The following is a 26,229-nucleotide window of genomic DNA, read 5'->3' as shown; positions in this document are numbered from 1 at the left end:
TTTAAATCATTTTAATAAAAATAAACACTTACATTAACTTTAATAAATACATATGAAACGTCCCATTTATACATCGGTTTTTAGTCTTGCATGCGCAGCATTTATTTTAGGGTGCGGTAGTGCCGGGCCGGCCGGTGGTCTTGTCCTTACCCCTGTTGAGAATATTGATGCCATTCCCGTAAAAGTGGCTGAGCTTACGGAGTCCCAAAAGAAAAATTGGGGGCATTTGGACCTGGTATCGGATACGATACCCGGCATGAGCGTAGATAAGGCCTACAAGGAAATCATCAAAGATAAAAAAGGAAAAAAAGTCGTTGTAGCCGTTTTAGATTCGGGTATCGATCTAAATCATGAAGATCTGGATGGTGTACTATGGGTCAATAGCGATGAAAAACCCGGAAATGGTAAGGATGATGATAACAATGGGTTTGTAGACGACATTCATGGGTACAATTTTCTGGGAGAATCCTATAATGAACAATTGGAATATGTACGTATGCTTCGCCTGAATATTGGAGACCCGGCCATTTTGGCGAAGGCAAAGGCAAAACTGGACGGCGAATACACAAAAGCCCAACAGAACAAACAACAATATGAACAGATCCTGCAAGCCGTAAAAGGTGCCGATGCGGAAATGAAAAAGCATTTGGGCAAGGAAAGTTATACCAAAGAAGATCTTGCCGCAGTAAAATCTACAGATCAAAATATGCAAAGGAATATTGCTATCCTTACCCAAATGCTAAGTATAAAGGAAACCATTCCCGAGGTGTTGAAAGAATTGGGGGATGGCCTCAACTATTTTACAGAACAGTTGAACTATAACCTCAACAAGGACTTTGACGGCAGAAAGGTCGTTGGCGATGATGCCTACGATTGGAACGATACCGATTATGGAAACGGAAATCCAAAGAACAGGGTAGATGATGAGAGTCACGGTACCCATGTTGCCGGAATCATAGGGGCAGAACGCAACAACGGAAAAGGAGCGAACGGCGTAGCCAACAATGTAGCCATTATGAGTATAAGGGCGGTCCCCAATGGGGACGAATACGATAAGGACATAGCTCGTGGTATTCGTTATGCCGTTGATAATGGGGCAAAAGTGATCAATGGAAGTTTTGGGAAATCTTTTTCACCTAAAGCCCAGTGGGTATACGATGCCATTATGTATGCAGCAAAAAAAGATGTGCTGTTCGTACATGCGGCCGGAAACGAAGGTGCCGATTTAGACGATCCCACCAACCCCAATTTTCCCAACGATCAGGAGAATAATGGCCCGGAAATGTCGGACAATGTAATTACCGTAGGGGCTTTAGATCCAAATTACGGATCCGAACTCGTGGCCTCTTATTCTAATTATGGCACTATTAACGTGGATATCTTTGCGCCCGGAACCGATATTTATTCTACCTATCCGAATAACACATATGAGTATTCCCCGGGAACTTCCATGGCCGCCCCGGCCGTGGCGGGTTTGGCCGCTTTGCTCTTTTCTCAATATCCTGATCTATCGGCATCACAGGTAAAGAAAATCATATTGAAATCCGGTCTGCCCGTTAAAACAAAAGTGATTTTGGGCGGAAACCCATCAAAAAACGCTTCTTTAGACGAGATTTCTACCTCGGGCAAGATAGCGAATGCGTATAACGCTTTGATCATGGCCGAAAAAGTCAGTAAAGGCCAACTGCAATTATAATTTAAGAACCTATGAAAAGAGTTGAACTGATCTGCACATTTTTATTTATACAAATATGCATTTCCTCCGTTTTGGCCCAGAATACTTCAGGGTATTGGCAACAACATGTGGATTATACCATGGAAGTGAATATGGATGTGGAAAATTATCAATATTCCGGTTCACAAAAACTAGTGTATACCAACAATTCCCCGGATGAATTGAACAGGGTCTACTATCATTTGTACTTTAACGCTTTTCAGCCCGGTAGCGAAATGGATGTCCGGTTACAGCACATCGCCGATCCGGACGGCAGAATGATCACCGAAGATAAAAAGAGTAGAATAGCCACACTCTCCGAAAGCGAAATGGGCTATTTGCATATAGGTTCCTTGACACAGGATGGACAAAAGGTAAGCTTCACCGAAGAAGGCACCGTTTTGGTGGTAGATTTGGCAAAACCGATACCCTCTGGTGGGAAAACCACCTTAAAAATGGCCTTTACGGGCCAGGTCCCCATACAAGTTAGGCGCTCTGGAAGAAATAACAAGGAAGGGGTAGCCCTGTCCATGAGCCAATGGTATCCCAAATTAGCGGAATATGATTTTGAAGGTTGGCATGCCGATCCCTATATAGCTCGTGAATTTCACGGGGTCTGGGGTAATTTTGATGTAAAGCTTACCCTTGACAAGGATTATATTGTAGGCGGTACGGGATATCTACAGAATGCAAATGAAATAGGTCATGGTTATGAAACTGTGGGTACTAAGGTCAAAAGGCCAAGAGGCAAGACCTTGACATGGCATTTTAAAGCCCCTATGGTCCATGATTTCATGTGGGCCGCAGACCCCGAATACCTGCATGATACCCTACAGGTGGAAAACGGGCCTATACTCCATTTTCTCTATAAAAACAACCCTGAAATTATAGCGAACTGGGAAAGTTTACAGCCAAAAACGGCCGAGGCCATGGTGTTTTTCAACAACAATATCGGTTCTTATCCGTATGAACAATACTCCGTTATCCAGGGGGGAGATGGCGGCATGGAATATGCCATGGGCACTTTGATAACCGGTGAACGGAAATTTGGAAGTTTGGTAGGAGTTATGGTACATGAAATGGCACATTCCTGGTTTCAGCATGTATTGGCCACCAATGAATCCAAACACGAGTGGATGGATGAAGGTTTTACATCCTTCATATCCAGCCTTTGTATGAACAAGATTATGGAACAGAACAATGAGAATCCTTTTGAAGGCTCCTATAAGGGATATTATAATTTAGCCCTTTCGGGTAAGGAACAGCCACAAGGTACCCATGCCGATCGTTATCCCCTGAACTATGCCTATGGAATTTCCGCCTACAGCAAAGGTTCCATATTCTTATCACAATTGGGGTATGTCATAGGGCAAGATAAGCTCATGGAGACCATTCGTACCTATTACGAGGATTTTAAATTTAAGCATCCCGTACCCAATGATATTAAAAGAACCGCGGAAAAAGTCTCTGGAATGGAATTGGATTGGTACCTGACGGATTGGACACAGACAACCAATACCATAGATTATGGCATAAAGAGCGTAATTGCAAATAATGACGGGACCAAGGTAACTTTAGAGCGCATTGGTCTTATGCCTATGCCCATAGACCTATTGATAGTCTATGAAGACGGTACACAGGAGACCTTTTATGCCCCTTTACGAATGATGCGAGGCGAAAAGGATAATCCTTATAAGCAAATAGAACGTACCGTTTTACCGGATTGGCCCTGGGCATATCCCACTTACGATCTTGAAATAAATAGGCCATTGTCCAGTATCAAGGCCATAATGATAGATCCATCCCAATTGATGGCAGATGTAAACGGTGAAAACAATATTTGGCAAAAAACCCTTTAGCCTCAAGGGAGGGTCAAGTTGTAAATAATTTATGGAAAGCGGTGTCTTTTTTGTGCGACTCCGGGAATTCTCCATGAAACCCCGTATAACAACCTAAAATAAACACGTCCTTAAAAAATGGCCTTCTCCTACCCAAAAAAAGAAAAGCTCAAAAGCAAAAAGCTCATAGAAAAGCTCTTTTCGGAAGGTAAGAGTGTTTCCATATACCCCATTAAACTTATTTATTTGCCCACTATGCTTCCTGAGGAAGTGAAAGTACAATGTGGAGTAGCCGTAGCCAAAAAGAACTTTAAAAGTGCCGTACAAAGAAATCGGATAAAACGACTCTTAAGAGAGGCCTATCGGCTTAATAAAGCGGTAGTTTTTAACAATACTAAGGGCAAGTTTGCGTTTCTATTTTTATACCTTGGAAAAGAAATACCTTCTTTTAAAGGTTTAGAACCCAAAATGAAATTGCTTTTGGAGAAATTTAATACCCTTCCCCATGAATAAAATAGTCAAAAAAAGAATTCTTGTTCCTGTTATAGCAGTTGTCTTTCTTATTGTTGGAAGTGGTTTTAAGAGTGATTTCTTCGAAATTGCAAAACAGATAGAGATTTTCACCACCTTGTTCAAGGAACTGAACATGAATTATGTGGATGAGACCAACCCTGCCGAATTGATGGATACGGCCATCAAAAACATGCTGGAGGGTCTGGATCCCTACACGAAGTTTTTAAACGAACAAGACGTAGAAGCATACCGCATCAACAATGCGGGGGAATATTCGGGAATCGGTGCACTTGTGCGTTCATATAAAGATAAATTATTGATCGTTGAGCCCCATGAGGGATATCCGGCGGATAAAGCGGGCCTTAAGGCCGGTGATGAAATTATCCAGATCGGGGACATTAAGGTAACGGATTTTGATGATAATGCCAGTGAGCTTTTAAAAGGGGCCAATGGAACCATGGTAGCTATCACTTATAAAAGGCAAGGCAAAATTAATACGACCACTATTACCCGGGAAGCTATTGAGGTAGATGCCGTACCCTTTTATGATATGATAGCTGACAAAACGGGTTATATTGTTTTGGCCAAATTCAATGCTAAAGCTTCGGACCAAACAAAAGCCGCCTTATTGGACCTAAAGGGAAAAGGTGCGGAAAAAATTATATTGGACCTTAGGGGAAATCCCGGGGGCTTACTGTCCGAGGCCATTAACGTAACCAATCTATTCGTTCCCAAGGGAGAACTTATCGTAACTACAAAATCCAAGGTAAAAAAATTCAACAGGACCTATAGGACAAGCAACCAGCCCATAGACACGGAGATTCCCTTGGTGGTATTGGTCAACGGAAGCAGTGCCTCTGCCAGTGAAATTGTTTCGGGCAGTCTCCAGGATCTGGACAGGGCGGTTATCATGGGGGCCAGAAGCTTTGGGAAGGGATTGGTACAACGGCCCTTAAAACTTACGTACGGAACACAGTTAAAAGTAACGATCTCTAGATATTATACCAGTTCCGGAAGGTGTATCCAGGCATTGGATTACTGGAATAGGGATAACAACGGAAATGCGGTCAGAAATACCAAATTCAAAGACTTTACTACGCGCAACGGAAGAAAAGTACAGGATGGCGGTGGTGTTCTGCCAGATATGGAAGTGGCCTCCTTAAAAACAAATGATCTTACTTTAGCACTATTACGGAACAATATCATTTTTGATTATGCAACGCAATATCATTATGAAAACGAACTGTCCGATATCTCCGATTTTAAATTTACCCATGCGGATTTCAACGACTTTAAAAAGCATGTAAGACAAAGCAATTTTTCTTTTGAAACCAAGGCGGAAGAGGCCGTAAAAAAAGCCCTGTCCGGAGAGGACAATGATTTCTTGGGAGATGAAGTAAGAGAAAGCTATAAAACTTTGCTTTCCCATATTGAAAAAGGCAAGATAAATGCGTTGGACAAGTATCAAAACGAAATCCAAAAAAACTTGGAGGACGAGATCGTAAAACGGTATTTCTACAGAAGGGGATTATACGAATATTACCTTACTCATGATGACGCTATTTTAGCGGCAACGGAATTATTGGGAAATAATTCAAAATACAAAGGTGTCCTAAAATAAGTAGCGACAGTGCAAAGGAAGTTGGCAATAGACGTTTTTGCAGGCCTTCCCTATAAATGCCGGTATGCATTAGGAATCCATGGTTTTAACCAAGAATAAAATTCCCTTTAAGCATGATTTGTCATTCCGAACAAGGCACGAAGAGGAATCCCATAATTATCGAGATTTCTCGTCACTCGTTCCTCGCTCCGTCGAAATTGACAGGATACCTTTTAAAATTTATGGAAATCAAAGTAACCGCAATGAATCCCGATAGCTATCAAGAGTAGGATTTTAACCTTTAACTAGCTAATAAAGCATCTCTTTGATAAGTTTTTTGGTATGCCAGACCTTAATAACGGCAGGAACCGGCATCCGAGGCTATAAAATACGGTCCGTAATTTTTGGCTTTGGGATCCATACAGCCTTTTAGGTTCTTGATCTTAATATTTCTAAAATCAATAGGCTGCCCTTCGCTTTGCAAAGCGATAAACCCCTTTTTAAGGGGCATGCCGTCTTTTTTGATCGCGGGATCGTGTCCTTTTACCGTACCACCGCCCATTTGTGGACGGGTATATTCCAAAACCTTTTGCCCATTGATCTTATGAACGACCAGAGAGTCTCCATAAACAAGTAGTTCCGCCTTTATCCATTGATTCCCATAATAGGTCTTGGAGCTGGAAGAGATACAATGTCTGGGATCTAATTTGTCCTTATAGACCACATCGGTTCCGGGTGAACACATATTTCCGGTAGGCCTTTCCTTGCCATCGGCCAAACCACCCAGAAATTGCATCTCTACGGAGATAGGCCAGTTCTGTTCCTTGGGCATGGTACGGGGGTCTTGGGAATGAAACATAACCCCACTGTTCTTTTCCACAAAACTTGGTGCGCCAGGATGTACTTCCCCTACAAAACGATACTCCATGGAAAGGTGAAAATAAGCATACGGTATATCATAATACAAGTGACCGAAACGATCATTGTAATCGCCCTCATAGTTGTCATAGCGTACTTTTAAAATGCCGTTTTCCGCCCTAAACGTATCCGCATAGTTGTCATTTACTTCATAATGATGGATTTTGGTCGTCCATCCGTCCAAATTATTTCCATTGAACAGGGTTGTCCATCCATCTTCCGTTTTATGATGTTTGGTTGAACCACAGCTTATCAACAATAGTATAGAAAAACAGGGAATTACGGATTTAAAAAATATGTGTTTTATCATGCTTATTATTGGGTTTTTAAAAGATAAATGGATAGGGAGTTTAAATTATGAAATCATCAGTTTTTGAACCACATGGAGTCTTTCAGGTTCATCACTCCCTTATCTTGATGGTGTACTCTTTGAGTACGTAAATATCGGTTTTTATTAAACGCATCAAAGTTCCCCGCATTTTCGTCCATGCTACTTATCCGCACCCTTTCCGAAGAATGGATAAACTGATCGTTACCGATCCACATACCTACATGCACCACTTTTTCGGCCGTGGTATCCGTGGCCTTCCGGCCAAAGAAAAGCAAATCCCCCTTTTCCAAATTTTCAAAATTCCCTACAGAATCTATGGGGATGCCTATATGTACCTGCTGGGACGCATCCCTTGGAATGACCATGCCATTGAGAAAATAAATGGTCTTGGTAAAGCCGCTGCAGTCCACTCCTTTTGTTGAGGTGCCGCCCCACAGATAGGGAACTCCCATTAGCGTGCCGGAAGTTGCCACCAAAGCTTCTGCCGCAGGGTCTAGATTATCCAACCAATGACCATACTCTTCGGATTCGTTTTTGGATACATAGCCTTGCCTTCCGTCCGGAAACTGCACTTTATAATACTGGTCTCCTTGTTCCAGGGTTTCCAGTACACTTCCCGCTACCAGATCGGATACCCGCCCTTCACCGTCGGGTCTTAAAAAGGCATGCCCGTAGGTATTGGTATAGATTATCTTATTGCTCCGCTGCCATTGGTTGAAATTTTGATCATCCAGAAAAACGATTCCCCCTGCATCTATCCACGCCAGGTATTGATCGGGGGTCTGGATATAGAACCAATCCCCTTCTTGCTTCAAAACTTTTACGGCTGTACCCAATATGGCCTGCGTGGCCAATTCCGCAGAATGCCTGGGGTCGCTCCTTAGGTTGGCCACGGATACGTTGATAAGACCATTGACCCTGCCCATAAGTTCTGCCGGCGGCAATAGTTTTATGCTGTCCAAAAAATCTATTTCCTTGGCCTGTAATTTTTTACGTAAGGCCAATACCGCATCGGGTTTGTTACTTTCGCCCTTCAGTATCCATCTTTCATCTTCTTTTTTAGCCTCAATGGCAAACAGGGCAACCCGCTTATCCGGAGCAAAAGCGGTTTTAACTGAATCTATATGGGGCCAGATCGTACTTTCCATAGTTTTGGAAGTATCGGTATCGCATCCCAAAAAAAACAATATCCCTATAAATACGGAACAATAAATATATCGCATATTCGTGTGCTTGGTTTTCCGTAAAAGTACATAATACAATTTTTCAGATCTCATTACTTTTTAAAATATCCATAGAATATCCTGTTGACAAATACTGTATGCTTTACACGGGAAATCCGCAGTAGATTAAATAAAAACCAATATTTTTAAAACAAATTCTTAGCGAACCAATTATTTAAAAATGACGATTAAAGTTGTTGAGCTTTTTGCCGGTGTAGGTGGTTTTAGGCTGGGCCTAGAGCAAGCAGGTGGTTATGACGTGGTGTGGAGCAACCAATGGGAGCCTAGTACAAAGGCTCAACATGCCAATATGGTCTATAAAAACCGCTGGCCCGATTCTAATCATTGTGGAGAAAATATTGAGGATGTCATTGAAAATAACTTTGACCGGATTCCAGATCACGATTTGCTGGTCGGCGGGTTTCCCTGCCAAGATTATTCCGTAGCCACCACTTTAAAAAACTCCAAAGGGCTGATCGGAAAAAAAGGGGTATTGTGGTGGAGTATCGAGGCTATTTTACGGCGTAAAAAAAACAAGCCCAAATACCTTTTGCTAGAAAACGTAGATCGGTTATTAAAATCACCTTCCAAACAACGCGGGCGTGATTTTGCCGTTATGCTTTCTTCTTTGAACAATTTGGGATATGCCGTGGAATGGCGCGTTATCAATGCGGCGGAATACGGGATGCCGCAAAGGCGGCGGCGAGTCTTTTTTATGGCCTACCACCAAGATACCGCCCTATACCAAAGACTGGAATCAACAGTAGCAAAAGAGGATTGGTTGGATTCCGATGGGGTTTTTGCCAAAGCATTTCCAATCAAAGAGTTGACCGAAGATATGGTAACCGGAATTTTGGAAAAAGATTTGGTGACTATTTCCAATACATTCAATCTCGATAAAAAACTAAGTCCTTTTCAAAATTGTGGGCTAATGATCAACGGGGAGTTTTTTACCACAAAATCCTATCCCGATTATATGGGTCCGTTCAAAACTTTAGGCGATGTTTTAATCGATTCCAAAGATGTTCCCGAAGAATTTTTTATCCCTGATACGGAAATAAACAAACCCAAGGGGTGGAAGTATCTTAAGGGTTCTAAAAACGAGCCCCGTTATAATAAGGCCCTGAATTATTATTATACCTATACCGAGGGCAGTATGATTTTTCCCGATGCCCTGGACAATGCCTCAAGGACCATTATTACAGGGGAAGGGGGCAAATCACCATCACGATTTAAACATGTTGTTGAACAGGACGGACGATTAAGAAGATTGACACCAATGGAGCTTGAGCGACTAAACACCTTTCCGGACAATCATACGCAACATGAAGCCATTTCAGATACAAAAAGGGCTTTTTTTATGGGCAATGCCCTTGTTGTTGAAATAATAGAAAAGATCGGCGCCGAATTGTATAGGAACATTACAACTAAAACGGAACCCGTTTTGGCCCAATCCTAGAGCTAAATTTGCCATTTGCCCTAATTCATGATAACCTTTCCTATTTTCTTTCTTTGGGCATATTGCTCATGAACAATATGAAAGCTATCGGGAGGTTCCAGACCTATTATCAATAATGGAGTTGTCAGCATATTTCTTAAAGGAGGCAGATAATCAAGGAATTTCTCATATGTTCCAACGGCATTGTCGAATCCTCCCGATTGTTTCATGGCGTTAGTGGCCGTAATCAAAACCCCAATTTTTGTTTGAATAGCCTTCTCCACATGGTTCAGTTCACTTGCAAGCACCGGTTTCAAAAGGTTCCAAGCAATTACCGTGGAGTGATTAAAGGCAACCTCTATGGATATCGTGTCTTTTGCGAAATCCAAACGCCAAGTATCGCCGGTATAATCGGAATTTTGAAATATTGAAGATTCACTGCGCCAACCATATTCGGTAAATCTTTCCCGTAACAATTCATTTATTGCCTTTGACAGGCTTTTGGGGGTTCTTTCAATGTTTTCAGCACCGTAGTTTTGGTGTTTTTGAATCAAATCCTGATCGGAAATCCCGGATATCGATCCAATCATCTCATTAAACAACCCTTTAAATTCAGGTTCGTTTAAAATTACCTCGGCATGTCTAAATGAGTGTATCGTATAGTTCATTAACTTGGTCTTACTATCTTGTTATAACAGTTAAAAGATGTCTCTCAAAGATACGTTCAAATCCGACTTAAAAAATGAACAAAGGCTGGCCGTGCTATTGGATGCATACTATAAAAAATATTTAAGGTATAATGATTTTGAGCGGGTTAACGATGTAGAGCGGCAGATGCAGGGAATAGATCTCATTTTTAAAAATAAAAGCAATGGCAATATCTTTTCTATAGATGAAAAAGCACAATTGGATTATCCCAATAGGGATTTGCCCACATTTGCCTTTGAAATCAGTTATCAAAAAACGGGAATCCCCAAAAAAGGTTGGCTTTTTGACACTGGTAAGAAAACGGATTTTTACGCCCTGATCACCAATATCCAACAAGATGACGATCATAAATATACCTCTTGTAAAATAACCCTGGTGAACCGAAAAAAACTCATTTCTTTTCTCAAGATAAAAAATATTGATTTGACAACTCTGGAAAGCTATTCGTCATCCGACCCAAATTTTCATGGAAAAATAACCTTGGACGAACTAAACCCACAAACGGAAGGTTACCTTTATTTTTCCACTCAAAACAAGGCGGAAAAACCAGTCAATCTCATCCTTAAGCTTGACTTTTTAGTTGCTATAGGCATTGCCAAACGTTTGGTTTAGTCTTTCTAAAATAAAATTTTGTTTCTTTGATCTGTTCATTTTCCACCTTAAAATGAATCGTTCTATGACCATACATCTGAACCCCCAATTAAAATGTATCAAAAAAACAAACTAAAAGATATTGCCCTATTGTTCTTTAAATTGGGCAGTATAGCGTTTGGTGGTCCTGCGGCACATATCGCAATGATGGAGGACGAGGTCGTAAAAAAACGAAAGTGGATGACACAAGAACACTTCCTGGACCTTGTTGGCGCCACCAATTTGATCCCGGGCCCAAATTCTACTGAAATGACCATGCATTGCGGATATGAGCGGGCAGGTTGGAAAGGCCTTTTTGTGGCCGGTTTTTGCTTTATTTTCCCGGCGGTCATTATTACTTCTATCTTTGCCTGGCTTTATCAACAATACGGACAGTTGCCAAAAGTCGAACCTTTCGTTTATGGCATTAAGCCTGCTGTAATTGCCATAATCATAGCTGCGGCTTATAGACTTGGCAAAAAAGCGGTCAAGAATATGGAACTTGCCATTTTAGGTGTTTTGGCCTTACTGGCCTGCCTGTTCGGAATAAACGAAATTATCGTGCTTTTTGGTAGTGGATTTTTGGGTTTGATCCTCTATCTCTTCAAAAAAAACAGCACCAACATTAATGGTCTTGTTCCTTTTTTATTTTTTCAGGCAGGTAATTTTCTGAAAATCGGGGCGTTCAAAATATTTTTCACCTTTTTAAAAGTAGGTGCCATTCTTTATGGGAGCGGTTATGTACTGTTCGCTTTTTTGGATACGGAACTGGTGGCCAACGGATGGTTGACAAGACAGGCATTGATCGATGCCGTTGCCATAGGGCAGATAACACCAGGGCCCATTTTGTCAACGGCTACGTTTATCGGTTGGCAAATGAACGGAATAACGGGAGCGATTGCAGCTACCCTTGGTATTTTTCTTCCTTCTTTTCTTTTTGTCCTGCTATTAAACCCATTGCTGCCTAAAATGAGAAAATCAAAAGTCATGGGCATGATCCTGGACACGGTAAATGTAGCCGCGGTAGCATTGATCATTGCAGTTTGTTTGGAAATGGGAAAGGACACCCTAACGGATTGGAGAACAACGGTAATTGCCACGGCGAGTTTGGTTATCGTTTTTGTTTTCAAAAAATTGAACAGTGCATTTATAGTGTTGGGCGGAGCGGTTATGGGCTATTTATTGATTTTGATCTGAGTATGCCATAACTATGGTACGGTTTCTATTTTAATCGTCGCATTTCTTAAACATAGTTATCCAAATTCATTATCTTTTCTTGGCAATCGGCCAACACGTTACTTTAACGAATGTTATGCTTGGTGGTTCAGGCCTCTCCAAAGCAAGGTCGGGGAATTTGCGGATTAAAATTTCGTTATGAAGAAAATTATTCTAATCACATTTGTAATTGCTATTGCGATTTTTTTATCCTTTAGCTTCTATCAAAAAGCACCCATTATCAATTTTTTAAACTCATTGAATCAAGATCAAAGAGACAAAACGCTATTTCCATTTGACGATGGTTCCAAAACGACATGGCATTTTATCCCTGGATCAATGTTTTCCAGAGCGGGTATTCAGTTGTCCGAACTTAATCCCACTCAAAAAGAACTATTGAACAAACTCCTCCGTTCCTTTCTTTCTGAAACAGGCTATCATAAGACAAGGAAAATAATGGATTTAGAGCGTGTACTGTTGGAAATTACCGGGGATACTTTAATGAGGGATCCAGAAAAATACTCCGTGGCGGTTTATGGAAATCCGGAAAAAGATAGTCTTTGGGCCTGGTCTTTTGAGGGTCATCATCTTTCACTAAACTTTACGGTACACCATGGAAAGGCCTTGATCGCTCCCAGGTTTTTAGGTGCCAATCCCGCTACAATTTTATCTGGGAAAAGAAAAGGCGAACAGACCCTTGATAAAGAAGAAAATTTAGGTTTTAAATTGATTCGGTCATTGTCCGATGAGCAAAAGACTATTGCTATATTTCAACAGAAGGCCCTGCCCGAAATAGTTACATTCAATTCAGCGACCGTTGAACCCTTGGATCCGACCGGAATAACGTTTAAAGAAATGAATCCTTCACAACAGGCCATCTTCTTGGAAATAGTGGATGAATACCTTTCTACCATACCCTATAAGCAGGCCAAAAGAAAAATGGAACGCATAAAAAAGGAAGAGACAGATGTATTGAGGTTTGGATGGGCGGGAGCTATTTCGCCCGGGAAAGGTCATTATTACAGAATTCAAGGAAAATCATTTTTAATAGAATTTGATAATACACAAAACAATGCGAATCATATCCACACCGTATGGAGGGATTTTAATGGCGATTTTGGTCGTAATCTAATCAGGGAACACTATAGTAATTCCCATCATCATAAAAACTAAACTATACTGCGAAAAAGCTAAAAGTATTACTTAAAACAGAAAATTTCCTGGCTTATTGTTCTAATTTTTGAACATCGCAATATGGGGAATACCATCTTCCAAGTAAGAATCACCGCGGGGCAAAAAACCTAAGCTTTCATAAAATTGTTGCAAATAACATTGTGCGGATAATTTAATACCCGTTTTGTGGAACTTCTTATAAATCGTGTTTATAGCTGCATTCATGATATCCTTACCATAACCATATTTACGCTCATTTCTGTCCACCACTACCCTTCCTATACTTGCTTGCTCAAAATAATCTTCAGGACCAAAAATTCTGGCATAGGCCACAATAATTCCTTTGCTTTTTCCTATAACATGTAACGCTATTTCATCTTTTCCGTCCAAATCTTGATAAATACAATTTTGCTCTACCACAAAAACTTCCGTTCTTAAACGTAATACAGTATAAAGTTCCCCAGTGGTTAATTCTGGAAAACGTTTTACAATTATGTCCAACATGGGTCGTCTATTAATATCTACTTATTATTGTTATAATAATATTCGCAAAATAGAAATATCAAGTGTTTTATTTAGTCGGGAATAGCGATATATAAAGACGTATTTGATCCAGGGATTGATTTAGGTTACTTACAAGGTATTTTCTCAATACGTCTTTCATGTCTTCCTCCGGAAAATTGTGTATTTAAAAAAGTAGATACCATTTCCAAAGCCTGTGGGAGTGCTATATATCTTGCAGGAAGACTTAGGATATTGGCATCATTATGTGCTCTGGCCAATTCTGTAATTTCCTTGGTCCAACACAGTGCCGCCCTAATTTTTTGATGCTTATTGGCCGTCATTGATGCACCGTTCCCACTCCCACAGACAATGATTCCCATATCCGCTTTTTCACTGGCAACATCTTCGGCCACGGGATGTACAAAATCTGGATAATCAACACTATCCGTTCCGTCCGTTCCATAATTGAATATTTCAAAATCCATGGATTTTAATAATCCTATAATGGCCAATTTATACTCCGTTCCTGCATGATCATTACCAATAGCTATTTTCATAAAATGTCGTTTTTATAATTTAATTAAGCACAACTATTAAGATGGGGAAACCGCATTTTGTTTACAAAGGTACGATATCCTGTCAGTACGCTACAAAAAAGTCCATTTTCACAACATTTAATACATTATCCTTATTTTAAAGTTGTTAATTAATCCCGATAAAACGATTATTTTCATTTGAAAAATTGTTGGTAAAAAATCAATAGAAAAATTGTTTTTTGTCATTCATTTTCAATAGTAACCGAAATTCTGAAATACCCTAATATATCTTTTAAAACAAGTGAGTTTCTTTTCCATGGAATTTGCTTTCCAATTAACACCGATCGCGTAAAAACTTATTAATAAATTATGTTGAAAGTGGTTGTTAACCACCAAGGATAAGTTTTTCAATTTTCTGATTATCAATAATATTTATTACTAATATCCTGTCAATAACTTCTTGTAAAAAGGAAAGTCAAGAAAATTAAGAATAAGTTATACGCACTATCAACATACTATCATAATCATCATTTATTTATTTTAATTTCAAAAAGAAAAATATAATTATAGTATTAATGTTCATAACGGCCTTAGGGTAACCTCAATGAAAAAATAGTTGTGAAGACAAGTACTAGATTATAATTCGTAATTTCCCTCACAAATAAAGTTGTTGATGTCCAAGAGAAATAAGAAGACGAGGAACCATAGAAAAAACGAAATTACCAAAGGCATTTTTACGGTATTGGAAAAAGAACCCAAAAAAAGCTTCAACTATAAACAAATTGCTGCTAAGATTGGAATAAGAGATGCAAACGATAGAAATGTATTGATTAAGAGATTGGTGCAGCTCAAAGAGAAAAAACGGATTCTTGAAGTTGATAGGGGCCATTATAGAGCATTACAGGATACCAGAACATATCATCAAGGAACGGTTGACATTACGGGTAAAGGGAACGCTTATATTGTTGTAGAGGGACTGGATGATGACGTATTTGTACCGTTCAATAAATTAAATAGGGCGTTCCATAAGGATAAGGTAGAAATCTATATTTATCCACGGAGAAGAGGTAAAAAATTAGAGGGTGATATTACTAAAATTATCGAACGGCACAAAACTACTTTTGTTGGTGTGGTGGATATGCAAAAGACATTTGCTTTTGTAAGACCTAGCGATTTTAGAATGTACACCGATATTTTTATCCCCCAGGATAAAATAGGTGATGCCGAAGATGGAGATAAGGTTATTGTAGAGGTTTCGGAATGGCCGAACGATGTGGATTCGCCTTATGGTAGAATTTTAAAGATACTGGGCAAACCAGGGGAACACCATACGGAAATCCATTCAATTTTGGCGGAGTATGGCCTGCCTTATGAATTTCCTTATGAAGTACAGCATTTTGCGGATGCCTTGGATACGGAAATTAAAGAGGAGGAAATATCCAAAAGAAGGGATATGAGAAATGTTCTCACCTTTACCATAGATCCCAAAGATGCCAAGGATTTTGATGATGCATTGTCTTTTGCCGTTCTGGAAAATGGAAATTATGAAATAGGGATACATATTGCGGATGTATCCCATTATTTGAAGGAAAATACAATTTTGGATGACGAAGCCTATGAAAGGGCCACATCCGTTTATTTGGTGGATAGAGTGGTCCCTATGTTGCCAGAAGTATTGTCCAATAATGCCTGTTCATTACGACCCAATGAAGAAAAATACACCTTTTCGGCCATCTTTGAATTGGATGATAAGGCACAATTAAAAAATGAATGGTTTGGCCGAACTGTAATCAATTCCAATGAGCGTTTTGCTTATGAAGAAGCACAATATATCATATCCCATAAAAATGGAAATATCCCTGAGAATGTCTCTATTCGTGGCAAGGCATATACGGTTTCGAAGGATATTGTAAGTGCTACTTTGAGAATGGACGCATTGGCGAAAACAATGCGGTCTAAAAGAATGGACCAAGGTGCTATCTCTTTTGATAAAGTAGAAGTGCGGTTCCAATTGAATGAAAAAAATGAACCGATCAGTGTTTATTTTAAGGAATCCAAAGATGCGAATAAGCTAATTGAGGAATTCATGTTATTGGCCAATAGAAAAGTAGCTGAGTTTATAGGTAAGCAGAAGCCTAAAAGGACTTTTGTTTATAGGGTACATGATGATCCGGATGAAGATAAGCTTGTAGCGCTTAACGGAATTATATCAAGGTTTGGACATAAACTAAATTTTAAGGATAAAAAGGCGATAAGTACTTCATTGAATCAGTTACTGTCTGACGTAAAAGGTAAAAAGGAACAGAATTTAGTGGATACGCTGGCCATACGAAGTATGAGCAAGGCCGTTTACACGGTAGATAATATTGGTCATTATGGTTTGGCGTTTGATCATTATACCCATTTTACATCACCTATTAGAAGATATCCGGATGTTATGGTGCATCGTTTATTACAAAAATATTTGGATAAGGGAAAATCGGAAAAAACAGAGGTTTATGAGGAAAAATGTAAGCATTCTTCGAATATGGAAGCTTTGGCCGCCAATGCGGAAAGAGATTCTATAAAATACATGCAGATTAAATTTATGCAAGATCATCAAGACCAGGAATTTTTAGGGGTGATCAGTGGGGCCACTGAATGGGGAATCTATGTGGAAATCATAGAGAATAAATGTGAGGGAATGGTACGTATTAGGGACATAAAAGGAGATTATTATATCTTTGATGAAAGAGAATATGCCGTTATAGGGGAACGTACGAAGAAAAAATATCAATTGGGTGATGAAGTTTACGTAAGGGTCAAGAATACGGATTTGATCAAAAGGCATTTGGACTTTTCCCTTATTGGAAAGAAAGAATAATTGTTTTGGAATGAAGTTTGATTTTAAACTGATGATAAATAATTTAAGACCAACAAAATGAAACATATAATATGGCTGTTTTTTCTTTGTGGTGGTTTAAATGGACTGAGTTCTCAAGAGACTGAAATGATCAAGGAACTCAATAGTTTTTCCGAGCTTAAAGTTTATGATGGCCTTTCTGTTAACTTGATAAAATCATCCGAAAACAAAGCAATTATTACCGGGGAGAATACAAGTAAAGTTGCCATTGTAAACAAAGATGGCGTACTAAAAATACGTATGCAAATCGGTAAGATATTTAGTGGATATAAAACATTTGTGGATGTTTATTATAAGGATAGATTAGTTGTTATAGATGTAAATGAAGATGCGAGGATTAAATCTGACGAGATTATAGAACAAGATGTTCTGGAATTAAAAGCACAGGAAGGTGGGGAACTTATCATTGCGGCAGAAGTTGAACAGATGCTTATTAAGTCTGTTACAGGTGGTGTTGTAAAGACCAAGGGTTTTTCTGATGTGCAAGATGTACAGATCAATACGGGAGGCAGATATGAAGGAAAGAATTTTAAAACAAAATTTTCTACTATAAATGTAAATGCGGGTTCCAGAGCGGAGATTTATGCAAGTAAATATGTTAAGGCTGCAGTTAAGGCAGGTGGTGAAGTACAAGTTTATGGTAATCCTGAAAAACTTGAAGAAAAAACTGTTTTTGGAGGGATAATCAAAAGAATGTAAGAGGATATAATGCTAGAAGATATAGAGGCCGCCATACCCTTGGGTTTTTTATTGAGTTTTATGATAGGCCCTGTTTTTTTTGTCTTGTTGGAAACAAGTGCCATTAAAGGATTTAGAGCGGCGTTAGCTTTTGATATTGGAGTAATCATAGCGGACATTATTTTTATTTTTGCTGCCTATTTTAGTAGTTTTCAACTGCTGGAGAATCTAAGTAATCAACCGGGACTCTATGTTTTTGGCGGTGCTATTTTATTGATATATGGTCTTACGACCTTTTTAAAAAAGAATGGCGGACAAAAATTAAATACACCGATTAAAGTAACCAAGAGTGGTTATTTGGGCCTCGTTGTAAAGGGTTTTTTACTGAACTTTATTAATATTGGAGTGCTGATGTTTTGGTTGGGGGTACTCATTATCGTAGGCCCAAGTTTGGATAATGAATCCAATAGAATAGTAGTATTCTTTAGTGTTATGCTCTCCGTATATTTTATAACTGATCTTTTTAAGATTCTTTTGGCCAAACAATTAAAGAAAAAATTGACCAATACCCGTATTCGATGGATTAAGAAATCTTTAGGGCTGATTTTGTTGGTGTGTGGGCTGGTGTTGATAACCAAGGGATTTCTCCCCAAGGATAAATTTAATATTGAAAAAGGTATAGAAAGAATTCGGAAATGAGTTTAAAAAAACCGGCCATTGGCCGGTTGAATTAGAAACTATGTTTATTGTTTCAGTTAGTTTTTATACTTGTCGTTTAAAATTTTGACAATTTCGTCCGTTAAGTCGTTTACTTCGGTTCCATATAAAACACTGCCGCCTTCTCCTCCTCCCAGAATATAAGTAAACCCATTGGTTTTTCCATAAGCTTGGATTTCTTTTTTTACCTTGGAGACCAGACTATCCATTTCGGTTTGGCTGGCAGTTTGTAGCTGTTGCTCTTCTTGTTGTAGTTGTTGCCCTATAAATTGACCTCGTTGCTGAAATAACGTATATTCTTCCTGTGCTTTTTTCTGGGACATACTTTGTGCCTTAGCCTGAAAAGCTTGCGCTTCAAGCTGGAATGCCTGTGAAATACTATCTCTTTTCTTGGTTAAGGCTTCCACTTTCGTATTATACTTGGCTTCCACTTCAATTTTTTCTTGATACTCGTCGAGGAGTTTTATGTTATCTACATATCCAATTTTTTCTTGTTGACAAGAATAGGAAATAAGAAGTACAAATGCTATGGCTATTTTTTTCATTGGTCAAAAATTAAAAGTTGGGCAAAAGTAACAAAGGTTTTTAAACGAAGCTTTAGAAATTTGAGATTTATAATTTTATAAGCAATCAGCTATATAAATTATTATTATTGATGAGTAAATATTAATAGATAAAACTTATAATAAAATAAGCTTTTAAGTAGGTTCTAAGCTGTTTTTACAATTGAGCGAAGATGTAATATACTTTGGGGGAATAACGCTTTCAAATCGGCTTAAAATGAGAATTATCTTCTTTTAAGGACATAAATAATAGAAGAATGTTCTTTAGTAAAGATTGCTTTTAAATTTGATAGGAAACCAATAAAAAATGATTTAATAAAATGTGATTTACCTGCTTTGTTTTTTTCGGATAACAGGGATACATAAAAAGAATCAAAATACATTCCTTTGGTTTTTATAATTTCCATTTTTTCTTTTTGAAACAAAAGGGAAATTGATTTTTTTGAAAAATGCCAAAGATGCCTGGGGGTATCATAGGCTGCCCAGTAAGATTTATAAAAGTTGGCATCAAAAGATTTAAAGTTGGGCACGGCTATAACCAAGATGCCATTTTTGGCAAGTAACGAGGTCAATAATTTTATTTGAACCTCTAGATTGGGAAGATGTTCCAATACGTGCCATAAAGTAATGACATCGAATTTTTTATCCTTTATTTCAGATAGATCGGTAACCATATAAAGGCCTTTTGAACGGGCGAGATTGCGGGCATGGGAATTGGGTTCTACACCTAAAGTATCCCAATCTTTACTTTTACAATGATAAAGAAAGCTGCCTGTTCCTGCACCAATATCCAGTAATTGTTTGTTTTGGGGTTGAAATTTGTGAATGAATCTAAGTTTGCTAGATAAACTATATTTTTTTACGATTTGGTAAATCTTGTCAATAATGGTTGTATGGGAATCGGAATGGGAAATGTATGCTGAACTTTGGTAATAGGGTTCTAAATTTTTGGGTTGCGGTTGTGTGACGAGCATGTCCAATTCATCATCGTATAAAAGTTCAAAGATTTCATTGGTCACTAAATAATCTTTGGTTTTCAAATAAGATTTCATTATGGTGATAAATGGAAAAGTTTAGGAGATTTTACCACGAATATAATTTAAAATAAGTGTCGGTAAAAGCAAAACAAGTTTGAGTATATCTGAAATTTGTCGATTTAAAATAACATCGGATTTAATTGTGCGAAATAAAGAGGAGAGAAACATGTAAATTGTTCCACGTGGAACAATTTATGTTATCGACCTAGATAAACGAGCAACACACTAACATCACTTGGAGTTACCCCACTTATTCTAGAAGCTTGTGAAATAGTTACAGGACGTATGGCATTAAGTTTTTCTCGAGCCTCAAAAGAAAGTGATTTTAGTTTGGAGTAATCAAAATTATTAGGAATTTTTACAGCTTCTAGCCGGTGAAGCTTATCGGCATTTGCTTTTTCTTTAGCGATGTAACCTGAATATTTTACTTGAACTTCGGTCTGCTCCAAGACTTCCCTATTCAGTTTATGTTCGTTCACGTAAGAAGAAACAACATCCAATTGTAGCATATGATCCATGGTCACTTTTGGTCTGGAAAACACTTTGAACATTTTGTCGGATTGTTTGATTATAGAAGAATCTACACTTTTCAATATGGGATTGATGTCTTTGGGAAGTACACTGGTTTTTTTAAAGAAATTGACGAAAGCATTGGACTTTTGTAGTTTTTTTTCCATGCTGCGCATGCGGTTTTCATCGGCGAGGCCAATAGCATGTGCTTTAGGAGTCAATCTCAAATCGGCATTATCCTGTCGCAATAACGTTCTATATTCGGCTCTCGAGGTAAACATGCGATAGGGTTCTTCCGTTCCTTTGGTGATTAGATCATCAATAAGAACCCCAATATAAGCCTCATCCCTTTTTAAAATAAAAGGTTCTTTCTCATTTATTTTTAAATGCGCATTTATTGCGGCCATCAAACCTTGTGAAGCCGCTTCTTCATATCCGGTGGTACCATTAATTTGTCCGGCGAAATAAAGATTATCCACTAATTTGGTTTCCAAAGTATGCTTTAATTGAGTAGGAGGGAAATAATCATATTCTATGGCATAACCGGGCCTAAAGAATTTCACGTTTTCAAATCCAACTACCGAACGCAAAGCCTTAAATTGGACATCTTCTGGAAGGGATGTAGAAAAACCGTTAACATATACTTCAACGGTGTCCCAACCTTCTGGTTCAATAAACATTTGATGGCTGTCTTTATCCGTGAATCTATTGATTTTATCTTCTATGGAAGGACAATACCTGGGGCCGATACTTTTTATTCTTCCGTTGAACATTGGTGAACGATCAAAACCCTCTCGTAAGAGATCATGAACCAAGGTGCTGGTGTGGGTCATATAACAATCACGTTGTCTGGTCAACACTTTCGTATCGGAATAAGAAAATTTTTCAGGGTGTTCATCACCGGGTTGTACGATCATTTTGGAGTAGTCTAGAGATCTACCATCTACCCTTGGTGGAGTTCCTGTTTTCATACGTCCGCTATCAAAACCTAAATCGGTTAGCTGCTCGGTAATGCCGGTCGCTGCCTTTTCCCCTGCCCGTCCACCACCAAACTGCTTTTCTCCAATATGGATCAAACCATTAAGAAATGTTCCATTGGTAAGGACGACCGCTTTTGCTTTTATTTCTATTCCTAAAGAAGTACGTACGCCGGTAATTTTGTTTCCGTCCACCAATAACCCAGAAACCATCTCCTGATAAAAATCAACATTCGTAGTGCGTTCAAGAGCCAAGCGCCATTCTTCCGCAAAACGCATGCGATCGTTTTGTGATCTTGGACTCCACATCGCCGGACCTTTGGATTTGTTGAGCATTTTAAACTGTATGGCAGATTTGTCCGTAATAATACCGCTATAGCCACCTAAGGCATCAATTTCCCTTACGATTTGCCCTTTGGCGATACCACCCATTGCCGGATTACAAGACATTTGCCCAATGGTCTGAAGGTTCATGGTTACCAATAAGGTTTTTGAACCCATATTTGCGGCCGCTGCCGCGGCTTCTGCTCCGGCGTGACCTCCGCCTACAACGATTACATCATATTCTTCTCCAAACATAACTAAGGTTCCACGTGGAACAGTTTTATTTTTTCTTCTTCTTTAAGACGCATTACCGCTACATCTTCCTCGGTCTTATCTTTAAAACCCATTAAATGCAAAATACCATGCGCCATTACACGTTGTATTTCGTTTTCAAAATCAACCTTGAAAATTTTGGCATTTTCCCGAACACGTTCTTCAGAAATATAAATATCACCAGAAACTATTTTACCATGAACATAATCAAAAGTAATAATGTCCGTGAAATCTTCATGATCGAGATACCTCTTGTTTATTTCCAAAAGATAGTTGTCATTACAAAAGATATAGTTTAATTCACCTACGGAATACCCTTCACTATCACAGCATTTTTCTATCCAAAAACGAAATATTTTTTCTTTATTTAACTGAAAATCAGACACATAGTTGAAATTAATCATTTTCTTTGAAGTATTCCTTTACTTTGTTTTGAAAATTTTGGCGCAAAGGTAAGGCATGTCTGTTTAAAATTTCAACCTCATTGTGATAATTATCTAATAATGAGGGTTTAGTGGTTATGGGATTGGTGAAGTTTCTGGTGTTTGTAGTACTTTCCCGCTCTGGTTTTTCACCCTGTTTCAGTGTTGCATTTTCTAATTTCAGTAGTTCATACTGAATGGTATTTGCCTTATTGATCGTGCGTTGCGTAATGCCATTTTCCAATAAATCGTTTTCAAAATCTTCCATTTGTCGCACTAGTCGCTCTCCTAATTTTCTATCGTCCGCATTGATCATATCTTTCAATTGTTTTTCCAATTCCTGACGAATACGTTGCTGTTGCTGGTAAATTTCATAGATTTCTTGAAGTTCGCTTTCGCTCATCTGCCCCTGCCCTTTTCCATCGTTTCCTGAACCTCCACTATTGCCTTTCCCGTTCTTGCCATCACCACCTTGTCCCTGTTCTTTTCCATTTCCCGGCCCTTCTTTTCCACTTTTCCCGTTTTCTCCTTGTTTTCCTTTGGACTCCTCTCCCCCCTTTTGGCCTTCCTGACCATCTCCCTGTTTTTTTCCAGAGTTTCCTTTGCTCCCCGACTTCCCGGATTCCCCCATTTTTTCATTGACTTCACCTTGCCCTCTAATGATGTCCGGCAATTGAAAACCTTCTCCTTTCCCTTGGCCTTTCCCCATTTGCATGCTTTGTTGCATGTTGTCCATAACTTCGGCCAGAAAATCCGCCAGGTTATTGGAAGCCGTAAGCACGTACTTTTGATAGGAAACACCTTGGTATGTCTTTCCGTCCGCTATGCTTTCTAAAGATTTATCAATGTTATAATATACCTCGGTAATCTGTTCGTTTACAAATTCGGAAAGTTCCGCTTGCCGTAAAGAAAGTGCAAAAAGACTATCATCTACATGCTCAAATAGGTTTTTCAGTTCCTTTTGGTCGCGGACCGTGGTAGAATACTGTATAACATCCTCTTCCTCTCGATTGCTGAGTTTGTCAAAAAGACTTTCCTGCTTAAAGGAAAAAATAACCAGATTATCCAAAATCTGACGGAGCATTTCAGCGTCCTCCGCTATTGAGGAACCTCCCCCGCCCCCGGCCGATGATTGGCTTAGTTCCTTGCTCATTTCCTTCATCTTTTGAGCTGCGGATTTTTGGCTTCTTGCCGCTTTGGACCCGGAGTTTTCCATCTTTCCCCCCTTTTGGGAGGATTGCTCCGTACCATGGTGTTTTCTAATTTCCTCCAAAGCATGCTCTTGGTCTTCTTTTACACCGGACTTTTTATCTTCATCGATTTTTAGATTAATGGGTTTTTTCAAATGGGAATTCTCTTTTCTAAGCTCCTCCAATTCTTCTGAAAGTTTCTCGAAACTTTCGTTCATTTTCTTTTGTTCTTTTTCCGAAAAATCCTTGCCGATTTTTAAATCGGACAATACCTCCTGTCGTTCCGAAAGCTTTTCCAGGTCTCTTGCCAATTGTGCCGCTTTTTCGGTAACATAATATCTTTTGGTCAGCTCCAGCAACTGTTCCAGGCTGCGTTTGCCGTTCTGTTGTTTTTTGCCCAGTTCCTCTAAGCGTTTGCTCAGTTCCTCCTTATTGATCTTATCCGCAATTTTGTTGAGTTCCTCCAACAATTTTTGGTTCTTTTTGGCCTCCAGTTCTTGACGTTCCAAACGTTCTTGGAGCAACCGGTTTAGTTTATCATCGGTATCGCTCTTATTTAAATTCTCCTTAAGTTCCTTGCTGAATTTTTGCATCAGTTCTTCCTGCCGCTCCTGTTTTTTCAGGAAATCCTTGATTTGTTTTTGATCATTGAAATTGAGACTGTTTTTTTCCTTTTGTTGTTGGCTGATTTCCTCCAAAACTTCTCGTTGTTCTTTGGCCTTTTCCAATGACCTGTCCAGATTATTGATGAGCGACTGTTGAGATTCTAAATCCCTGTTTTTTAATTGTCCGTCATCTAAAAGCACCTGATTGAACACCTGGCTTTTTGCCGTCTTGCCATGATGAATGGCATCATTGTCCGTCACTAAAAAATAAAATGCATAGTTTTTACCGGTTTCCAGATCCAAACCGGAAGGATAGGTATAATAAAATTGGGCAAATCCGTTTTTTGGGACATCTATCTTGATGGACTTTTTTTCTTTTTCCTTCCCCAGTTCATAATAGATCAAATCTATTTGAGATAGGCCATAATCATCCGAAGCTTCCCCGGAATAATAAGAAATATTGGGATTCAATGAATCCAAGACTTGAACTACCTTGATCTTGGGGTGACCATCCTTGATTATCTTAAAGCCATAATCCAGTTTTTCATAATCTTGAACATTGGCATTGGATGTACTTAGTTGATAACGCAAATCTTGGTAAATGTGCTTACTAAGGGCAAAGGAATCGGCATCCTTGGTAAACAGGACCGCCGTATCTTTTGTAATAAGACGGATATCCGCCGTGTTTTGGCCCAGAATGTTCCAACTGACTTTAGTGCCTTCGGGGAGAATGGCATTGCCCGTACCTTTAAGGGTTTCCCTCCTTTTTTTGAGGTAAGAGGGATAATTCAGCTCAAGACTAAAATCAATGATAGATGGTGCCTTAAGGGCATTGAGCTTGTATTGACGAGACTGTACATCATTTGCGATAAAGCTAAAATTGGCTGTGACCAAGGGAGGGGATAAGGTGTATTGATAGATACCGTTTTTATATTGAAGTAAAATTTCCCTTCCGCCCATAATCATATAAACATTTTCGGGCTTTATTTCCCCTTGGGTCGCCACCCTAATTTCAAAGGGCTTGCTTTCTATTGCATTTAAATCACCGGACAACAACTTAAATTGAAAAGGAGCGGGAGGTTCATAGGCCAAATTGTAATTGACTACCCGTTCATACGATCCAAAAAAAGTGTTCCAATTTCCCGATACCCACAACAACCCGACTATAACGATTGGTATAATCATGTATTTGGCATTACCCAATGCATCCTTGTAATTTATGGCATTGGTAAAAGGAACGGGCCTTAATTGCTGTGAACGTTGTGCTATGCTTGCCAACAACAATTCGGATTCTTCCTTGTTTTCCGCCAAATCCAAAAGATTGTACAGTTTATCCCCCACATTGGGGAAATGCCTGCCGATTATTTGTGCCGCATCCTTGGGACCGATACCATTTTTAAGTTTAAAAAGATAAAATAATGGTTTCAGAATATAAGTGGACAATAAAAAGAGCTCTACGGCCACAAAGACCATGAGCAGCACCAACCTTCCTGTGCTATTGAGCCAAAGCATATATTCCACGGCCATAACGATCAGAAAAAATAACAGGCCCAAGGCCAGAAACAGAAGAACTCCTTTAACCAGTTTTTGGGTATAGTGTTTCCGGATAAATAGATTGAGCTTATGGAGTATGTAATCGTAAATGTGCAAGATTCAGCTATATTTAGTACCAAGATAGGAGTAATTGGAT

The 26,229-nt window shown here is 39.1% G+C and carries 21 protein-coding genes; 11 read left to right on the top strand and 10 right to left on the bottom strand.

All coding sequences use genetic code 11. The features are described 5' to 3' along the window. The first annotated feature begins 52 nt into the window (after positions 1–52). The 4 genes from ACKWB9_RS04550 (at position 53) to ACKWB9_RS04535 (ending at position 5,686) form a co-directional block, all read left to right on the top strand. Complete coding sequence (locus tag ACKWB9_RS04550) at positions 53–1,696, top strand: S8 family serine peptidase (protein ID WP_414001810.1); 1,644 nt, start codon at positions 53–55, stop codon at positions 1,694–1,696. 11 nt (positions 1,697–1,707) lie between these two features. After that, positions 1,708–3,573, top strand: a complete 1,866-nt coding sequence (locus ACKWB9_RS04545; RefSeq protein WP_414001809.1) for a M1 family metallopeptidase — start codon at positions 1,708–1,710, stop codon at positions 3,571–3,573. A 117-nt stretch (positions 3,574–3,690) separates the two neighbouring features. Next, positions 3,691–4,065 (top strand): ribonuclease P protein component, encoded by a 375-nt coding sequence (rnpA, locus tag ACKWB9_RS04540; RefSeq protein WP_414001808.1) that lies wholly within the window; start codon positions 3,691–3,693, stop codon positions 4,063–4,065. Continuing rightward, positions 4,058–5,686 carry a S41 family peptidase gene (locus tag ACKWB9_RS04535; protein ID WP_414001807.1) on the top strand — a complete coding sequence of 543 codons (1,629 nt, stop codon included), beginning with the start codon at positions 4,058–4,060 and terminating at the stop codon, positions 5,684–5,686. The genes rnpA and ACKWB9_RS04535 overlap by 8 nt, the downstream gene beginning before the upstream one ends. A 331-nt stretch (positions 5,687–6,017) precedes the next feature. Here ACKWB9_RS04535 and ACKWB9_RS04530 read toward each other — a convergent pair whose 3' ends face one another. Next, complete coding sequence (locus ACKWB9_RS04530) at positions 6,018–6,893, bottom strand: 3-keto-disaccharide hydrolase (protein ID WP_414001806.1); 876 nt, start codon at positions 6,891–6,893, stop codon at positions 6,018–6,020. A 56-nt stretch (positions 6,894–6,949) separates the two neighbouring features. Continuing rightward, positions 6,950–8,062 carry a C40 family peptidase gene (locus tag ACKWB9_RS04525; RefSeq protein ID WP_414001805.1) on the bottom strand — a complete coding sequence of 371 codons (1,113 nt, stop codon included), beginning with the start codon at positions 8,060–8,062 and terminating at the stop codon, positions 6,950–6,952. Between the two features lie 256 nt (positions 8,063–8,318). Between ACKWB9_RS04525 and ACKWB9_RS04520 the strand changes: the two genes are divergently transcribed. After that, positions 8,319–9,596: a DNA cytosine methyltransferase gene (locus ACKWB9_RS04520; protein ID WP_414001804.1), complete on the top strand. Its 1,278-nt coding sequence runs from the start codon at positions 8,319–8,321 to the stop codon at positions 9,594–9,596. Between the two features lie 20 nt (positions 9,597–9,616). On the opposite strand, the gene ACKWB9_RS04515 is transcribed toward ACKWB9_RS04520, so the two are convergent. Next, positions 9,617–10,243, bottom strand: a complete 627-nt coding sequence (locus tag ACKWB9_RS04515; RefSeq protein ID WP_414001803.1) for a BglII/BstYI family type II restriction endonuclease — start codon at positions 10,241–10,243, stop codon at positions 9,617–9,619. Positions 10,244–10,280: 37 nt separating this feature from the next. Here ACKWB9_RS04515 and ACKWB9_RS04510 point away from each other — a divergent pair, with 37 nt between their 5' ends. The 3 genes from ACKWB9_RS04510 (at position 10,281) to ACKWB9_RS04500 (ending at position 13,301) form a co-directional block, all read left to right on the top strand. After that, the gene (locus ACKWB9_RS04510; RefSeq protein ID WP_414001802.1) at positions 10,281–10,895 is read left to right on the top strand and encodes a hypothetical protein; all 615 of its coding nucleotides are present in this window, start codon (positions 10,281–10,283) and stop codon (positions 10,893–10,895) included. Between the two features lie 93 nt (positions 10,896–10,988). After that, the gene (gene chrA, locus ACKWB9_RS04505) at positions 10,989–12,110 is read left to right on the top strand and encodes a chromate efflux transporter (RefSeq protein WP_414001801.1); all 1,122 of its coding nucleotides are present in this window, start codon (positions 10,989–10,991) and stop codon (positions 12,108–12,110) included. Between the two features lie 177 nt (positions 12,111–12,287). After that, on the top strand, positions 12,288–13,301 hold the full coding sequence (locus ACKWB9_RS04500; protein WP_414001800.1) for a DUF3500 domain-containing protein: 1,014 nt from the start codon (positions 12,288–12,290) through the stop codon (positions 13,299–13,301). 60 nt (positions 13,302–13,361) lie between these two features. On the opposite strand, the gene ACKWB9_RS04495 is transcribed toward ACKWB9_RS04500, so the two are convergent. Beyond that, on the bottom strand, positions 13,362–13,805 hold the full coding sequence (locus ACKWB9_RS04495; RefSeq protein ID WP_414001799.1) for a GNAT family N-acetyltransferase: 444 nt from the start codon (positions 13,803–13,805) through the stop codon (positions 13,362–13,364). 125 nt (positions 13,806–13,930) lie between these two features. Continuing rightward, positions 13,931–14,362 carry an RpiB/LacA/LacB family sugar-phosphate isomerase gene (locus tag ACKWB9_RS04490; RefSeq protein ID WP_414001798.1) on the bottom strand — a complete coding sequence of 144 codons (432 nt, stop codon included), beginning with the start codon at positions 14,360–14,362 and terminating at the stop codon, positions 13,931–13,933. A 652-nt stretch (positions 14,363–15,014) separates the two neighbouring features. Here ACKWB9_RS04490 and rnr point away from each other — a divergent pair. From rnr to ACKWB9_RS04475, 3 genes are read left to right on the top strand one after another with little or no spacing between them, the layout of a single operon-like run. After that, complete coding sequence (rnr, locus tag ACKWB9_RS04485) at positions 15,015–17,204, top strand: ribonuclease R (RefSeq protein ID WP_414001797.1); 2,190 nt, start codon at positions 15,015–15,017, stop codon at positions 17,202–17,204. A 57-nt stretch (positions 17,205–17,261) separates the two neighbouring features. Next, positions 17,262–17,942, top strand: a complete 681-nt coding sequence (locus ACKWB9_RS04480; protein WP_414001796.1) for a head GIN domain-containing protein — start codon at positions 17,262–17,264, stop codon at positions 17,940–17,942. Positions 17,943–17,951: 9 nt separating this feature from the next. After that, the gene (locus ACKWB9_RS04475; protein WP_414001795.1) at positions 17,952–18,620 is read left to right on the top strand and encodes a LysE family translocator; all 669 of its coding nucleotides are present in this window, start codon (positions 17,952–17,954) and stop codon (positions 18,618–18,620) included. Positions 18,621–18,676: 56 nt separating this feature from the next. Here ACKWB9_RS04475 and ACKWB9_RS04470 read toward each other — a convergent pair whose 3' ends face one another. From ACKWB9_RS04470 to ACKWB9_RS04450, 5 genes are all read right to left on the bottom strand, one after another. Next, positions 18,677–19,183: an OmpH/Skp family outer membrane protein gene (locus ACKWB9_RS04470; protein WP_414001794.1), complete on the bottom strand. Its 507-nt coding sequence runs from the start codon at positions 19,181–19,183 to the stop codon at positions 18,677–18,679. A gap of 242 nt (positions 19,184–19,425) precedes the next feature. Further along, a complete protein-coding gene (locus ACKWB9_RS04465) occupies positions 19,426–20,241 on the bottom strand; it encodes a class I SAM-dependent methyltransferase (RefSeq protein ID WP_414001793.1) in 816 nt (271 codons plus the stop codon). A gap of 194 nt (positions 20,242–20,435) precedes the next feature. Further along, on the bottom strand, positions 20,436–22,304 hold the full coding sequence (mnmG, locus tag ACKWB9_RS04460; protein ID WP_414001792.1) for a tRNA uridine-5-carboxymethylaminomethyl(34) synthesis enzyme MnmG: 1,869 nt from the start codon (positions 22,302–22,304) through the stop codon (positions 20,436–20,438). A gap of 2 nt (positions 22,305–22,306) precedes the next feature. After that, the gene (gene ybeY, locus ACKWB9_RS04455; protein WP_414001791.1) at positions 22,307–22,726 is read right to left on the bottom strand and encodes an rRNA maturation RNase YbeY; all 420 of its coding nucleotides are present in this window, start codon (positions 22,724–22,726) and stop codon (positions 22,307–22,309) included. Then, positions 22,719–26,189 (bottom strand): hypothetical protein, encoded by a 3,471-nt coding sequence (locus tag ACKWB9_RS04450; protein WP_414001790.1) that lies wholly within the window; start codon positions 26,187–26,189, stop codon positions 22,719–22,721. The genes ybeY and ACKWB9_RS04450 overlap by 8 nt, the downstream gene beginning before the upstream one ends. Positions 26,190–26,229 lie beyond the last annotated feature (40 nt).

The organism is Maribacter spongiae (genome assembly GCF_047345125.1).
Lineage (GTDB): Bacteria > Bacteroidota > Bacteroidia > Flavobacteriales > Flavobacteriaceae > Maribacter.
This window is presented reverse-complemented; position numbering and strand designations above follow the sequence as displayed.